The sequence below is a fragment of the Nocardia sp. NPDC127579 genome, from assembly GCF_042672005.1.
Lineage (GTDB): Bacteria > Actinomycetota > Actinomycetes > Mycobacteriales > Mycobacteriaceae > Nocardia.
Genome location: NZ_JBHXVZ010000002.1, coordinates 365,543 through 379,998 on the forward strand (window position 1 = coordinate 365,543; position 14,456 = coordinate 379,998).

Below are 14,456 nucleotides of genomic sequence, written 5' to 3' on the forward strand. Positions count from 1 at the left end.
CTGTGTACAACTGGGACTTGCAGAACGCCATCGCGGCCTTCGTGGAGAGCATGCGCCCGAATTGGCCCGCTCAACACGAGCTGTACATGTCCGCGCTGCACACCTTCGCGGAGATGCAGAGTCATCTGCTGACCCTGCTCGGCTTCCCGCCGGTCCAGTGACGGCCACCGTCGGAACCCGCGTCGCGCCCGACGCGGACCCTGCCGAGCGCGCGCCCCGCCGGGTGCTCATGACGCTGCTGGTCGTGAGCGGGTTGTTCACGCTCGCGGTCGAGGTGCTGTATCTGCCGTTCTATCTGGGGCGCTCCGGTTTGCCCGCCCCGGAAGCGGCCGTCGTGGCCGCCGACTTCGCCATCGCCGGCACCGGCGGTGCCACCCCATTCCCGCTGACCGCCGCGCTGGCCGCCGTACTGAACGTGCTCCTGGTCGCCGCGATGGCCACCCTGACCGACAGCATCCGGATCATGCTGCTGCCCTTGCTCGCGTGGGCATTCGGGTTCTTCGTCTGCACGATCCCCGGCCCCGGCGGTGACCTCATGCTGCTGAGCAACTGGTCGACCCTGCTGCTGTTCCTCGGCGGCGTGATACCGCCACTGCTCTACGCGCTGCTGCGCTGGAACCCTGCCCGTTAGCGGACGTGGGTGGTCCTGACGGTGGACGCGGACTGCCGTCAGCCGATGCCGACGGCCGTCGTGGCCATGGCTGTCAGTCGACGCGGATCGCCATGGTGGCTACGACCGCGTCGGTCCGTACGCGCAGGGCGGTGGCCAGGACCGGGCCGCGCGGATTGTGGAAGACGCGGTGGCGCCAATGGGTGGGTTCCACCTGGGCGAGGAGCACAGTGACCGGGCGGCCGGTCGCGGTTTCCTTGCGGACATAGGCGGTGAGGGTGGCCACCAGGTTGCGGTGCGGGCAGGGGAGCACCACGAGTGGAATCCCGGGATGCCATTCCTGCCAGAGGGCGCTGAGGTGTTCGGTCTTCGACCGCTCGATCTCGGCGGCGACCGCGCGGATCTCACCGTGCATACGCAGCGCGGTTTCCAGCGCGCGGACGGTGACCTCGCTCATCGCGACGACCGGGACGAGTACCAGCGGATCGGAATCCGGTGTGAGCCGAAGCGGCGGCGGCACACTGCCCAGGCGCAGGGTGCGCGCCACCGCGCGATAGTAGTTCTCGGTGCGGGCGAACAGCATGATCAAGGCGGGCACGATGATCAGCAGCAGCCAGGCACCCTCATGGAACTTCTCGGCCAGCAGCACGACGCCCGCGACACAGGTGAGTGTCGCGCCGAAACCGTTGAGCGCCGAGCGGGTAACCCAGCCGCGGCCGCGTTCCCGGTACCAGTGCCGCACCAAACCCGTTTGGCTGATGGTGAATCCGATGAAGACACCGATCGCGTACAGGGGCAGCAGGCGGTGCGTGTCGGCGTCGACGATCACCAGGATCGATCCTGCCGTCACCGCCAGCGCCGCGACACCGTAACGGTAGACCGGGCGTTCGGAACGCATGGCGAACAGCGAGGGCAGACGGCGGTCCTTCGCGAGCAGCGACAGCAGCACCGGCAGCCCGCCGAAACTGGTGTTGGCGGCCAGCACCAGGACCACGGTGACCACCAGATTGGTGAGGTAGTACAACCAGCCGGTGCCGAACGCGGCCGCCGCGAGCTGGGCCAGAACGGTGACGCCGCCGCGCGGGACCACCTCGTGACGGCGGATCAGCCAGGCCAGTCCGAGCAGCAGGACACCGAGCAGCACCCCGAGCGCCACCTCGGTGTGCTGTGCGCGCCGTACCGCCGGACTGCGGAACGACGGCACCGCGTTGGCGATCGCCTCGACACCGGTGAGTGCCGAGCAGCCCGCGGCGAAAGCCTTGAGCAGCAACAGGATTCCGACCGCCTCCAGGATCGGGAACGGTGCCCGGTCGGTGCCGACGACGGCCACCGGCGCACTGCGGAGCAGGCCGGTGACGATGACGGCGACCATCAGGGCGATGAACAGGAACGCCGGCGCCATCAGCACTTTCGCCGATTCCGCGACACCGATCAGATTGAGCACGGTCAGCAGCGCCAAACCGATCAGCGTGAGCGTCAGCAGGTGACCGTCGAGCGCCGGGAACGCGCTGACCAGGCTCGCCGCGCCGGCCGCCAAACTCACCGCGACGGTCAGCACGTAGTCGACCACCAGGCTCGCCGCCGCCAGCAGCGCCGGGAACCGCCCCAGATGCCGCTTGGCCACCGCATACGACCCGCCCCCATCCGGATGCACCGCGATAACCTGCCGGTACGACAGCACCAGTACGAGCAACAGCAGAGCGATCACACCGGCTACCGGCAGGGCCCACGACACCGCCCCCGCCCCGGCCACCACCAGCACCAAGACGATCGCCTCGGGGCCATAGGCCACACTCGACAGCGCATCCAGCGACAACGCCGCCAACCCGCCCACCGCCGTCAGCCGATACTTATCTCCTCGCTGCATCCGCCGCACCCGCGGATCAGCGACCGTCACCTCTTTCCCCCGCGACTCCACCATGTCGACCACGAACCAATTGAACGCGGCCAGCCCGCAGCAATCACTCAGCGACACCCGCACCGGCGATTCCACCGCAACCGCGCGCCGTTCTCGCTGCCGGGCTCCGGGATCTCGCGCGGTTCTCACCGGAGGGCTGTGCGACCTCGCGCCGTTTGTCGCAGGGGGCCGCGACGCCGAGTGGTTCTTGTTGCGCGGTGTCGGGATCTCGCGGTTCTTCGTCGGAGGACAGCGTGACTTTGCGCAGTTCTCGTCGCAGGGCAGCGTGGCCTCGTGCCGTTCTCGCCATCCCACACCCGATTCCACCTCAGTACACACAAATTTGCATGGGTGATGTCGCTAGGACAGCTGTGTGTCATTGCGGCGGGCGCGTTGAGATCGTGTTCGGACAGTGTTCTTGGAGGTTCTGAACCGGACCACGGCGGGGCCCCTCGAGATTTTCCAGGGGACGATGGTGCCGTGGAGGTAAGTCCGGTAGGTCACTCGACGTGCCCAGCACATCCTGTTCCCTTCCAGGAGGGGGCATTTAGGCCGCCCCGGAAGCAACTGCTCGAGCACTCCACACGCCTATTCGTCACTGTGCACATGCAGATGCGTGTGTGCAGTGACGAAAAGGCGTGTGAAGTCAGCCGTCTACGGTGTGTCGAGCACCGAGTTGCCCAGGTGTCATCGATTCGATCAGGGGGTGGGCCTGGTCGAGGGGGAGGTCGATGATCGAGTAGCGTTTTCGGCCTGCGGCGGTGGCGGCGACGACGGTGGCGACGCCGGCCCTGCGCTGCCAGAAGGATTGGCGCACAGTCCAGCCGATGATGCCGGGGGCCTCCAGGCAGTCGCGGGTGCGGTCCAGGGAACCGGAGCGGGTGATCAGCCAGGCCGGGGCGGTGGTGGTCGCCGGGATGACGGTGTGCCCGAGTCCGCGATACCGATCCTCGGCAAGCGGGAGGGCGGCGAGTGCCATGAGCGCAGGTACTGCCAGCCACCAGGGCGAGAGCGGCGCGTCGATCAGACCGAGCACCAGCCAGGCGAGAACCAGCAGGACTGCCGGGATCAGTGCGCGGGTGTAGCGCCGTCTTCGGGCGACGGGGCCATGGGGAGTCAGCGGTGCACTGGTCTGCGCGGTGGTCCGGGGGATTCCCGCTCCGAGCGGCGACGCGCGCTGTCCAGGGTCGACCGCCGTCAGGGTGCCGTCGGCGGATCGCGCTGTCGCGTCCTGCCCGGCCTGCCGCGCCGCCGCTGGTGCCGAGGCTGTTGTATCGGGTCCTGCCCGTCGTGCTGCCGCAGCCGTTGGGGCTGAGTTGTCTGGTCCGGCTTGCTGTGTGGTTGTTGTCGCGGGGTCCGTTGTGTCGGGTCCGACCTGCCGCCCAGCCGTTGCGGGTGAGATTGTGGTGCCCAGTCCGGCCTGCCGCGCAGCTGTTGTCGCTGGGGCTGTGTTGTCTGGCCTGGCCTGTTGTTCAGCCGTTGCCGGTGAGGTTGTGGTTTCCGGTCTGGCTGGCCGCGCAGCTGCTGACGGGGCTGTCGGGTCTCCTGAGGCCGGCTGTGGATATGAATGTTCTTGTTGGACAACGACTTCGGCAGGTGCCGTGCTCGGCGAACCGGGGCGGTTCGGTGGTGTCGATGCCGCATCGATGCGGCCACTGTGTCCTATGGCGAACGAATCATGCTGTACTGCAACAGTATCGGTTGATCTGCGGCGGGGTTCCAGCAGTTCGGCGAGCGTGCGCTCGACGGCGGCTCGGGGTGCTTGGGGGAGCAGTTTCAGTTTGGGTTTCTCGCCGACCATGACGGCTTCGAGTTCGGCGGCGCCGGCCAGGCGCAGGAGAAGGGGTTCGCGCACGGTGGCGCCGCGGAAGCGGGCCAGGTCCATGGTGATCTGGCGGGTGGTGAACAGGCCGTGGCGTACGTGCAGGGTGTGGCCGTTGTCGAGGATCTGGAGCCCGTGATAGGTGATGAGGTAGCGGGTCCAGGCGGCGAGGCTGACCACCAGCACGATCGCGACGAGCAGCGCCAGCGCGGCGAGCAGCAGGACCGCGACGCCGCCCTCGCCGAGGTGCTGTGCCGCTTCGGATTCGAACAGCAGCTCGCCCAGCCCGTACTGGAAACCGAAACCCACGACCGGCGCGACGACTGCGAACCCCGTCAGTGACAGCGGCGCGTAGCGGGCCCAGGCGGCTCGCCAGTGCCCGATCTCCCGGGCGGTCCGCGTCGATTCCGCCGAATTATGTCCCGCCACAGCGCTTTGCGAGGTGTGCGCGAGCAGTTGTGCACGTAGCCCGGGCACCACCCGTGCGTCGAGCGCATCGAGTTTGCAGGTGTCCTCGCGCTCGGTGGCTCGGCCGGTGCCGATCACCACCACCGCCAATCCGAGCACCCGCCGCAGTGGATCCGCCTCGATGTCCACCGATCGGATCCGCGACCGCGGCACCGACAGTTTCTTGCGCTGGAACAGGCCGGTGCGCAACTCGACGTGCGTCGGCCCGACCCGGTAGCTGGTGGTGAACCAGCGGGTGAGCGCGAAGAGCACGATCAGGGTCAGCGGCACCAGACTCCACAGGTGATTGCCGCTGCTGGTGCCCAGTAGCACGGTGCCGATCAGGACCGGAATGAACTTCACCAGCTCGGTGATCGGATGCACCAGCAGCATCCGCTTGTCCAGCCGTAGCCAGCCCTCGGACTCCGCGACCCCGGTCATGACCGCTCCGGCCCGCGCGCTCTCACGTCGCGTCCCCGCGATGCTGTGCGGCGATCTCGGTCAAACGCCGCACAGTCTGTTCGGCGACCGGCAGATCCAGGGCGGAGATATGTACCGCCCCCGCCGACGACGCGGTCGTCACGGTGACCGTCGCCAAGCCGAGCATCCGCTCCAGCGGCCCCCGCTGGGTATCGACGGTCTGGATCCGCGAGATCGGCGCGACTCGGCTCTCCTGGGTCAACCAGCCGGCCCGGGTGTACACGGCCTCGTCGGTGACCTCCCAGCGGTGCACCGCGTATCGCCACAGCGGCACCACGACCACCGTCACCGCGGCCAGCGCCACCGCGATCACCAGCGACAGCAGCGCCGAACCCCGGCGTCCCGAATCGAGCACGGCCCAGACCGCCAGCGCCACCACCGGAATCACCCACCCCGCGCCCACCTGGAGCGCCCACAGCAGCCGCGCCCTCGCGCTCGGCCGCCAAGCGGGATCGGCCAGGATCGTGCGCGGCTGCGACATCTTGCCATCTTGCCCGAATTCCGGCGGGCACGGCGCGGACCCGGTGGAATCGCAGGCTCACCAGGCCCGGTCCGAATCCGGGAATAAGGCCGCGCGGCGGCGGAGTTGTCCCGCTCATGGCCGGTGCCACGCGGCGGTCCGGTGACTGACGAGCAGGCGAGGGAGACAGTTCCGGATGGGTAGCGCATGATCGAGGGCGTGAGTGAGCGCAGCGAACGAACCGAGGGCACGGCACAGCCTGTCACGGCGGAGCCGAGCGTCAGCGAGGTCCAGCGTTGACCGGGCTGGCGACACCGAGTGTTCCCCCCACATCGTCGGCGATGCGGCGCGCGCTGCGCCGCGCGCGTGACGGTGTGACGCTGAATGTGGACGAGGCGGCCGTGCTGCTGCACGCGAGCGGCGACGATCTCATCGATCTGTGCCGCAGCGCCGCGCGCGTGCGGGACGCGGGGCTGGAGTCGGCCGGTCGGCCGAAGACGATCAGCTATTCGCGCAATGTCTTCATCCCTTTGACCCGGTTGTGCCGCGACAAGTGTCACTACTGCACTTTCGTGACGGTGCCGGGCAAGCTGCGCGCCGAGGGCAAGGGCATGTTCCTGGAGCCGGACGAGGTGCTCGAGATCGCGCGCCGCGGCGCCGAACTGGGTTGCAAGGAAGCGCTGTTCACCCTCGGTGACCGGCCCGAGGACCGCTGGCCGGAGGCGGCGCAGTGGCTCGATGAACGCGGCTACGACTCGACCTTGGACTACCTGCGCGCCGTGTCGATCATGGTGCTGGAGGAAACCGGTCTGCTGCCGCATCTGAATCCGGGTGTGATGAGCTGGGCGGAGATCTCGCGGCTCAAGCCGGTGGCCCAGTCCATGGGCATGATGTTGGAGACCACCTCCACCCGGCTGTTCACCGAGAAGGGCAACTGCCATTACGGCAGCCCGGACAAGGATCCGGCGGTCCGGTTGCGCGCCATCACCGACGCGGGCCGCCTGTCGGTGCCCTACACCACGGGCATTCTGGTCGGCATCGGCGAGACGCTGCTCGAGCGTGCCGAGTCGATCATGGCTATCCGCAAGCAGCACAAGGCTTTCGGGCACATCCAGGAAGTCATCATCCAGAACTTCCGGGCCAAGGACGACACTGCGATGCGCGATGTGCCCGACGCGGGCATGGACGAGTTCCGGGCCACCATCGCGGTCACCCGGCTGGTGCTCGGTCCCGACGTACCGGTGCAGGCCCCGCCGAATCTGGTGTCGGAGCAGGAGTGTCGCGCGCTGATCGACGCCGGGATCGACGATTGGGGCGGCGTCTCCCCGGTGACCCCGGATCATGTGAATCCCGAACGCCCCTGGCCGAATCTGGACACGCTGCGCGCGATCACCGCGGCGGCCGGCTACGAGCTGGTCGAGCGGACCTCCGCGCATCCGAAGTATGTGCGCGCGGGCAACCCCTGGACCGATCCGCGGATCGGCGCGCACGTCGCCGCGCTCACCGATCCGGCGACGGGCCTGGCGAATCCGGACGCCATGCCCAAGGGCCTGCCCTGGCAGGAGCCGGACGAGTCCTGGGAGTCGGCGGGGCGCGTCGATCTGAACACCTCGATCGACACCGAGGGCCGAAATACCGAGTCCCGCAGCGATTCCGGGCTGGGTGAGGAGATCACGGGCGCGTTCGGCGACTGGGAGACGATTCGCGAACAGGCCCGCGATCTCGCGGTGACCGCGCCGGAGCGGCTGGACTCCGAGGTGCTCGCGGCGTTGCGCGCCGCCGAGCAGGATCCGGCCGGGCTCACCGACGACCAGTACCTCGCGCTGGCCACCGCGGACGGCGCGAACCTGGAAGCCGTTGCGGCCCTTGCCGATCAGCTGCGTCGCGACGTGGTCGGCGACGATGTCACCTACGTGGTGAACCGGAACATCAACTTCACCAACATCTGCTACACCGGCTGCCGATTCTGCGCCTTCGCGCAGCGCAAGGGCGACGCCGACGCGTTCACCCTGAGTACCGACGAGGTCGCCGACCGGGCCTGGGAGGCCCATGTCGACGGCGCCACCGAGGTCTGCATGCAGGGCGGTATCGATCCGGAGCTGCCGGTCACCGGTTACGCGGATCTGGTGCGCGCGGTGAAGCGACGGGTGCCGTCCATGCACGTGCACGCCTTCAGCCCGATGGAGATCGTGAACGGCGCCTCACGTGGCGGCCAGAGCATCCGGGACTGGCTGGTGGCGCTGAAAGAGGCGGGGCTGGACACGATTCCGGGTACGGCCGCGGAGATCCTGGACGACGAGGTGCGCTGGGTGCTGACCAAGGGCAAGCTGCCCGCCTCGGCCTGGATCGAGGTGATCACCACCGCGCATCGGATCGGCCTGCGCTCGAGTTCGACCATGATGTACGGCCACGTCGACAATCCGAAGCACTGGGTCGGGCATCTGCGGGTGCTGCGCGGAATCCAGGACGAGACCGGGGGTTTCACCGAGTTCGTGCTGCTGCCGTTCGTGCACCAGAGTTCTCCGCTGTATCTGGCGGGCGCGTCCCGGCCGGGTCCGACCATCCGGGACAACCGGGCCGCGCACGCGCTGGCCCGGATCATGCTGCACGGCCGGATCGACAATATCCAGACCAGCTGGGTCAAACTGGGCACCGCGGGTACCCGCATGATGCTCGAGGGCGGCGCCAACGATCTGGGCGGGACGCTGATGGAGGAGACCATCTCCCGGATGGCGGGTTCGCAGCACGGGTCGGCGAAGACGGTCGCCGAACTCGTCGAGATCGCCGCCGGGATCGGGCGGCCGGTCCGGGAACGCACCACGGTGTACGGCCCGGTCGAGCGCCGCGCCGCGCCGCTGCCGCTGTCTATCGGTTAGCCGGGCGACTGGGGGGACGACGGGCCCGGTGCGTGGCACTAGGATCGAGGGTGCCGACGTCGGTGTGGACGGGACCATCCGGCGTCGCGACCGGGCCCCGAGCAGGCGAGTTAGGGCAGGCTGACCGGTAGTAACGTGGGGTGTCCCGATAGGGTTTCGCAGGCGGACCATCCCCGCAGGTGAGGACAGACTAGGAGAACGGCAGTGCCGTACATCATCGCTGAACCGTGCGTTGACGTGAAGGACAAGGCATGCATCGAGGAATGCCCCGTGGACTGCATCTACGAGGGTGGTCGCATGCTGTACATCCAACCCGACGAGTGCGTGGACTGTGGTGCATGTGAACCCGTGTGCCCGGTGGAGGCGATCTTCTACGAGGACGACACCCCGGATCAGTGGAGCGGCTACGTGAACGCCAATGTCGACTTCTTCCACGAGCTGGGTTCCCCGGGCGGCGCGACCAAGGTCGGCGCGGTCGACTACGACCCGCCGTTCATCAAGGAACTACCTCCGATGGCGGAGTGAGTAACCCGTGACATCGCGTAGCCGGGTCAGCAGTCTGCTTCCGGATTTTCCCTGGGACACCATTGCCGCGGTCAAAGCGCGCGCGGCGGCGCATCCCGGCGGGCTGGTCGATCTGTCGGTCGGTACACCCGTCGATCCGGTGGCGCCGCTGATCCGCACCGCCTTGAACGCGGTGGCGGAGGTGCCCGGCTACCCGACTACGCACGGCACGCCGGAGCTTCGCGCGGCGGCCGTCGAGGCGCTCAAGCGGCGCTTCGGCATCACCGGTATCGATCCGGCGGCGGTGCTGCCGGTGATCGGCACCAAGGAACTGATCGCCGGGCTACCCCGGCTGCTCGGTCTCGGCGCGGGTGATCTGGTGGTCATCCCCGAGGTCGCCTACCCGACCTACGAGGTCGGCGCACTGCTGGCGGGCGCCCAGATCTTGCGTGCGGACGGACTGACCAAGTCGGGCCCGCGGACGCCGGGCCTGATCTACCTGAATTCGCCGTCCAATCCGACCGGCAAGGTGCTGCCGGTCGAACATCTGCGCAAGGTGGTGGCCTTTGCCCGCGAACGCGGCGCGATCGTCGCCTCCGACGAGTGCTACCTCGGATTGACCTGGGAGGGGCGGGCCGTCTCGATCCTGGATCCCGAGGTCTGCGACGGCGATCACACGAACCTGCTCGCCATCCACTCGCTGTCCAAGACCTCGAATCTGGCCAGCTACCGCGCCGGTTTCGTGACCGGCGATCCGGAGCTGGTAGCCGAGCTGCTCGAGGTGCGCAAGCATTCCGGGATGATGCTGCCGCTGCCCATCCAGGCCGCGATGACGGCCGCGCTGAGCGACGACGCGCACGAGGACGCGCAGCGGGAGCGCTATCGCGCGCGCCGCGAAATCCTGCGAGAGGCCCTGCGGGCGGCCGGTTTCCGGATCGATCATTCCGAGGCGGGGCTGTACCTGTGGTCGACTCGGGGCGAGAACTGCCGGGCCACCCTGGACTGGCTGGCCGAGCGGGGCATTCTGGCCGCGCCGGGCGATTTCTACGGGCCGGCCGGTACCGAGCACGTCCGGCTCGCGCTGACCGCCGGTGACGAGCGGATCGCCGCTGCCGCGCAACGGCTTTCGTCGAACTGAGTTATTCGTCGTCCGGTTCGGCCGGGCGGGCCGGCGCGAGCCGGACCACCCCGGCGTCGAGATCGAGGTCGACGCCGGGATGCTGCTGGCCGTTGCTGTCCTCGCTGCCCTCGTCGGTCAGTTTCCCGCCGTTGAACAGTTCACCGATGACACCCATGGCCCCAGCCTAGCCGCGCTCAGCGCAGGGCCGGGTCGCTGACCTTCTCGCTGCTGCCGCCGGCGGCGTAGGCGCGGTCCTGCAGATCGAGCAGCGGGTTGCCGGGCTGCACCTCGACCACACTCTCACCGATGACACCGCCCTGCGGGCACCACACCGACACGCGATGCGTTCCCGGCTTCAGGTTCTCGATGACGATCGTGCCGTCCGGCTCCATCCCGATGCTCTGGGTGTCGGGGGTGCCGAAGCTGGGGTCGATGAGGCAGTGTCCGGCCGGGTATTCGGTGCCGGTGACGGTGACTTTGATCCGTTCGCGACCCGCGACGACCTGGGTGGAGCCCCAGTCGGCCTGGGCGAGCGCGGGGGTGGCCAGCAGCAGGGATCCGGCGGCGAGTGCGGTGGCGAGAATTCGCGCGGTGGTCATGGGATGAGCCTAGGTCTTTCCTGATCGACAAAGCCAGCCCGCGACACGCGAGTGCGCGAACCGTCGCCTGGCGCGCCGCCCGCGGCGCTAACCTGGGGTATGGACGCTGTCACGGTTGTCCCTGCCCCCGCCAACGAACCGGTGCACTCCTATGCACCGGGTAGCCGGGAGCGGGCGCTGCTGGTCGCGAAACTGGCCGAACTCTCCGCCGAATCCGTCGATGTGCCACTGGTGATCGCCGGAAAGCACCGCTCGGGGACCGGGCAGGGGCACGAGATCGTCGCACCGCACCGGCATCGCCACATCCTGGGGACCTACACCGATACCACTCATTCCGAGGCCCGCGCGGCGGTCGACGCGGCGGTCGCGGCGGCACCCGCCTGGCGGGCCATGTCGTTCGACGACCGTGCCGCGGTGCTGCTGCGCGCCGCCGATCTGCTGGCCGGGCCGTGGCGGGAAACCATCGCCGCCGCAACGATGCTCGGCCAGTCGAAGACGGCGCAGCAGGCCGAGATCGACGCGCCCTGCGAGCTGGTCGACTTCTGGCGCTTCAATGTGGCCTTCGCGCGGGATCTGCTGGCGCAGCAGCCACGCTCGAGCGACGGGGTGTGGAACCGGATGGATTTCCGGCCGCTGGAAGGTTTCGTCTACGCGATCACCCCGTTCAACTTCACCGCGATCGCGGGCAATCTGCCTACTGCGCCCGCGCTGATGGGCAATACCGTGGTCTGGAAACCGTCACCGACGCAGACGCTTTCGGCGTTCCACACGATGCGGCTGCTGGAGGCGGCGGGTCTGCCGCCGGGCGTGATCAATCTGGTGACCGGTGACGGGATAGCGCTGTCGGAGGTGGCGCTGGCCGATCCACGGCTGGCCGGAATCCATTTCACCGGTTCCACCAAGACCTTTCAGTACCTGTGGCGTGAGGTGGGCGCGAATATCGGCCGCTACCACGGGTATCCGCGCCTGGTCGGGGAGACCGGCGGCAAGGATTTCATCGTGGCGCACAGTTCGGCCGATCCGGACGCGGTGCGCACGGGGCTGATCCGTGGCGCCTACGAGTATCAGGGGCAGAAGTGCTCGGCGGCGTCGCGCGCGTATCTGCCGCGTTCGCTGTGGCGGCGGATGGGGGAGGACTTCCTGGCCGAGGCGGCGGAGCTGACCTACGGCGATGTGGCGGATCTGACGAATTTCGGTGGGGCGGTGATCGATCGGCGGGCCTACGAGAAGAACGTGGCGGCCATCGAACGCGCCCGGGCCGCCGGGCTCGAGATCCCGGTCGGTGGCACCTACGACGACACCGAGGGCTGGTTCGTCCGCCCCACGGTCCTACTCTCCGACGATCCACACGACGAGTCCTTCGCCACCGAGTATTTCGGGCCGGTCCTGTCGGTGCACGTCTACGACGACGACACACCCGAGGCGTTCCCGGCCATCCTCGCCGAGGTGGACCGGGCCGCCCCGTACGCGCTGACCGGCGCGATCTTCGCCCAGGATCGGGCCGCGGTCGAACAGGCAGGCGCCGCACTGCGATTCGCCGCGGGCAACTTCTACATCAACGACAAGCCCACCGGCGCGGTGGTCGGGCAGCAGCCCTTCGGCGGCGCCCGCGCCTCCGGCACCGACGACAAGGCAGGTTCGCCGCTGAATCTGCTGCGCTGGACCGCACCCCGGGTGATCAAGGAAACCTTCGATCCGCCCACCGACTATCGCTATCCGCACATGGGATCGGATTCGTGACGGGGGAGCGCGCGCGGTGGGCGTGAACCCGCTGCGCCCGGTGATCCTCGCGGCCGCCGACTCGTCGCGGATGAAGCGGGCACTGACCGGCACGAAGGTCACCGCCGAGATCGTGCGGCGGTTCGTCGCCGGCGATGATCGCGCCGAATTGCTGCCAGTGGCAGCCGAACTGCGGACCAGTGGGCGCATGGTCAGCGTCGACTTCCTGGGCGAGAACACCACCGATCGCGCGCAGGCCGACGCCACCGTGGCCGAATACCGGGCGCTGATCACGGATTTGGCGGCGGCCGGGCCGGAATCGAGGACCGGTGGCGCGATTCCGATGGAGGTGTCGGTGAAATTGTCGGCGCTCGGGCAGGCGCTGTCCGTCGACGGCCCCGCCATCGCCACCGACAATCTGCGCACCCTGTGCCGCGCGGCGGCCGAGGCCGGAGTGTGGGTCACCGTCGACGCCGAGGATCACACCACCACCGCCGCCACCCTGGCGACCGTGCGCGCGCTACGGCCCGAATTCCCTTGGCTGGGTGCGGTATTGCAGGCTTACCTGCATCGCACCGAGTCCGACTGCGCCGAGCTGGCCGGGCCCGGTTCCCGGATTCGGCTGTGCAAGGGCGCCTATCGGGAGCCGCGGGAGGTGGCCTTCCAGCGGGGGAACGAGGTCACCGACTCCTACCTGCGCTGTCTGGACGTGCTCATGCGCGGTGACGGGTATCCCATGGTGGCCACGCACGATCCCGTACTGGTGCTCGCCGCCGAACAGCTGGTCGCCGAAACCGGCCGTGCCACCGATACTTTCGAGCATCAGATGCTCTACGGTATCCGCGACGCCGAGCAGCTGCGGCTGGCGGGCGCCGGGCTGACGATGCGGGTCTACGTGCCCTACGGCAGTCAGTGGTACGGCTATCTGACCCGCCGCCTGGCCGAGCGCCCGGCGAATCTGACCTTCTTCCTGCGGGCGCTGGTCGGGTCCTGATCAGACCAGCGGCCGGCCCAGCCGGCGGCGGATCCGCATATCGAGCAGGTAGGCGTTGACCGGGAACATTCGCAGCGGCTGGGGCAGCCGGGTCTGCACCGCCGAGATCCCGCGCCAGAGCCGGGTGAAGCGGACCTCGTCGCGTGCGGTCCAGCGCATGCCCATCTCGTCACGTAGATGCTGGGGGAGCAGGCCGGTGACGATGAAGCGCTGTAGCCGGGCGAAGACCAGCTGGATCGGCCGCGGCATCATCTTCAGGTCGATCATGGCGTCGAAGTAGCGACGCAGCTCGGGCTCGATCGATTTGGTGGCCAGGTTCTCGTCCCAGTACTGCTGGAATGCGGCGCGATCGACGGGCCAGCTCTCCGGCCGCATCTGCAAGGTGGTGCCCAGCCGGGCGCAGTACTGGTAGAACGCTTCGGCGGTGCGCGGTTGCATCGGCCCGTGCATACGGGTGTGCAGGTCATCGATGCCCCAGTACAGGCAAGCCGCCACCCACAGCTGGAGATTCGGGTCGAAGGCGTTGTATTTGACCGGGCTGGCCGCGCTGGAGCGTACCGGCCGATGCGATTCGTTGACGGCGTCGCGGTAGGCCGCGCGTTCGTCGTCGGTGCCCATGAGCGCGACCGCGAGATAGGTGAGGGTGGTGCGCAGCCGCTTGATCGGGTGCAGCGTGACCTTGCCGCTGTCGACCGTGCTCTCCAGTACGCCGCGCCCCACCGGGCGCAGGCTGAGCTGCATGATCACGTTCGCGGCACCGCCGAGGAAGGCGGCCACGCCGTCCAGGTGCGGCCGCACGGTCTCCGGGGTGAACGGGACGTAGTCGACAGGGTCGGGATCGTGGGCGCGAGATGCGGCTGTCATGGCTCTCCATTGAGCTGTGAGACGATTTATATCTAACCTTCTCATCGTCTCGGTGGAGTGTCAA

At 68.5% G+C, this 14,456-nt stretch carries 13 protein-coding genes; 7 read left to right on the forward strand and 6 right to left on the reverse strand.

What is annotated here, in order from left to right:
* Positions 1-2 precede the first annotated feature (2 nt).
* Complete coding sequence (locus tag ACFVMC_RS09260; RefSeq protein ID WP_379208454.1) at positions 3-161, forward strand: hypothetical protein; 159 nt, start codon at positions 3-5, stop codon at positions 159-161.
* On the forward strand, positions 158-631 hold the full coding sequence (locus ACFVMC_RS09265) for a hypothetical protein (protein ID WP_379208455.1): 474 nt from the start codon (positions 158-160) through the stop codon (positions 629-631). Before ACFVMC_RS09260 ends, ACFVMC_RS09265 begins: the two co-directional genes overlap by 4 nt.
* A gap of 73 nt (positions 632-704) precedes the next feature.
* Here the strand turns inward: ACFVMC_RS09265 and ACFVMC_RS09270 are convergent, their stop codons facing one another.
* From ACFVMC_RS09270 to ACFVMC_RS09280, 3 genes are all read right to left on the reverse strand, one after another.
* Entirely contained in the window at positions 705-2,540 is a 1,836-nt protein-coding gene (locus ACFVMC_RS09270; protein WP_379209477.1) for an APC family permease, read from the reverse strand.
* Between the two features lie 613 nt (positions 2,541-3,153).
* Positions 3,154-5,217, reverse strand: coding sequence for a PH domain-containing protein (locus ACFVMC_RS09275; protein WP_379208457.1), 2,064 nt, complete (start codon positions 5,215-5,217; stop codon positions 3,154-3,156).
* Between the two features lie 22 nt (positions 5,218-5,239).
* A complete protein-coding gene (locus tag ACFVMC_RS09280) occupies positions 5,240-5,737 on the reverse strand; it encodes a PH domain-containing protein (RefSeq protein WP_379208459.1) in 498 nt (165 codons plus the stop codon).
* A 275-nt stretch (positions 5,738-6,012) separates the two neighbouring features.
* Here ACFVMC_RS09280 and ACFVMC_RS09285 point away from each other — a divergent pair, with 275 nt between their 5' ends.
* The 3 genes from ACFVMC_RS09285 to dapC all read left to right on the forward strand — a co-directional run bounded on the left by ACFVMC_RS09285 (position 6,013) and on the right by dapC (position 10,234).
* Positions 6,013-8,592, forward strand: a complete 2,580-nt coding sequence (locus ACFVMC_RS09285; RefSeq protein WP_379208461.1) for a bifunctional FO biosynthesis protein CofGH — start codon at positions 6,013-6,015, stop codon at positions 8,590-8,592.
* A gap of 204 nt (positions 8,593-8,796) precedes the next feature.
* Positions 8,797-9,117 carry a ferredoxin gene (fdxA, locus tag ACFVMC_RS09290; protein WP_194815326.1) on the forward strand — a complete coding sequence of 107 codons (321 nt, stop codon included), beginning with the start codon at positions 8,797-8,799 and terminating at the stop codon, positions 9,115-9,117.
* 7 nt (positions 9,118-9,124) lie between these two features.
* Entirely contained in the window at positions 9,125-10,234 is a 1,110-nt protein-coding gene (dapC, locus tag ACFVMC_RS09295; protein WP_379208463.1) for a succinyldiaminopimelate transaminase, read from the forward strand.
* Position 10,235: 1 nt separating this feature from the next.
* Here dapC and ACFVMC_RS09300 read toward each other — a convergent pair whose 3' ends face one another.
* Both ACFVMC_RS09300 and ACFVMC_RS09305 read right to left on the reverse strand, forming a co-directional pair.
* Complete coding sequence (locus ACFVMC_RS09300; RefSeq protein WP_379208465.1) at positions 10,236-10,391, reverse strand: hypothetical protein; 156 nt, start codon at positions 10,389-10,391, stop codon at positions 10,236-10,238.
* A gap of 19 nt (positions 10,392-10,410) precedes the next feature.
* Complete coding sequence (locus ACFVMC_RS09305; RefSeq protein WP_379208467.1) at positions 10,411-10,815, reverse strand: hypothetical protein; 405 nt, start codon at positions 10,813-10,815, stop codon at positions 10,411-10,413.
* A 99-nt stretch (positions 10,816-10,914) separates the two neighbouring features.
* Between ACFVMC_RS09305 and pruA the strand changes: the two genes are divergently transcribed.
* Together pruA and ACFVMC_RS09315 are read left to right on the forward strand one after the other, a co-directional pair.
* Positions 10,915-12,555, forward strand: coding sequence for an L-glutamate gamma-semialdehyde dehydrogenase (gene pruA / locus ACFVMC_RS09310; RefSeq protein WP_379208469.1), 1,641 nt, complete (start codon positions 10,915-10,917; stop codon positions 12,553-12,555).
* 22 nt (positions 12,556-12,577) lie between these two features.
* Positions 12,578-13,528, forward strand: a complete 951-nt coding sequence (locus tag ACFVMC_RS09315) for a proline dehydrogenase family protein (RefSeq protein WP_379209479.1) — start codon at positions 12,578-12,580, stop codon at positions 13,526-13,528.
* Here the strand turns inward: ACFVMC_RS09315 and ACFVMC_RS09320 are convergent, their stop codons facing one another.
* Positions 13,529-14,392 carry an oxygenase MpaB family protein gene (locus tag ACFVMC_RS09320; protein ID WP_379208471.1) on the reverse strand — a complete coding sequence of 288 codons (864 nt, stop codon included), beginning with the start codon at positions 14,390-14,392 and terminating at the stop codon, positions 13,529-13,531.
* Positions 14,393-14,456 lie beyond the last annotated feature (64 nt).

Coding starts and splice junctions, on each gene's coding strand:
- ACFVMC_RS09280 (WP_379208459.1), bottom strand. CDS start 5,737: ATGTCGCAGCCGCGCACGATCCTGGCCGATCCCGCTTGGCGGCCGAGC.
- ACFVMC_RS09300 (WP_379208465.1), bottom strand. CDS start 10,391: ATGGGTGTCATCGGTGAACTGTTCAACGGCGGGAAACTGACCGACGAG.
- ACFVMC_RS09305 (WP_379208467.1), bottom strand. CDS start 10,815: ATGACCACCGCGCGAATTCTCGCCACCGCACTCGCCGCCGGATCCCTG.
- pruA (WP_379208469.1), top strand. CDS start 10,915: ATGGACGCTGTCACGGTTGTCCCTGCCCCCGCCAACGAACCGGTGCAC.
- ACFVMC_RS09275 (WP_379208457.1), bottom strand. CDS start 5,217: ATGACCGGGGTCGCGGAGTCCGAGGGCTGGCTACGGCTGGACAAGCGG.
- ACFVMC_RS09320 (WP_379208471.1), bottom strand. CDS start 14,392: ATGACAGCCGCATCTCGCGCCCACGATCCCGACCCTGTCGACTACGTC.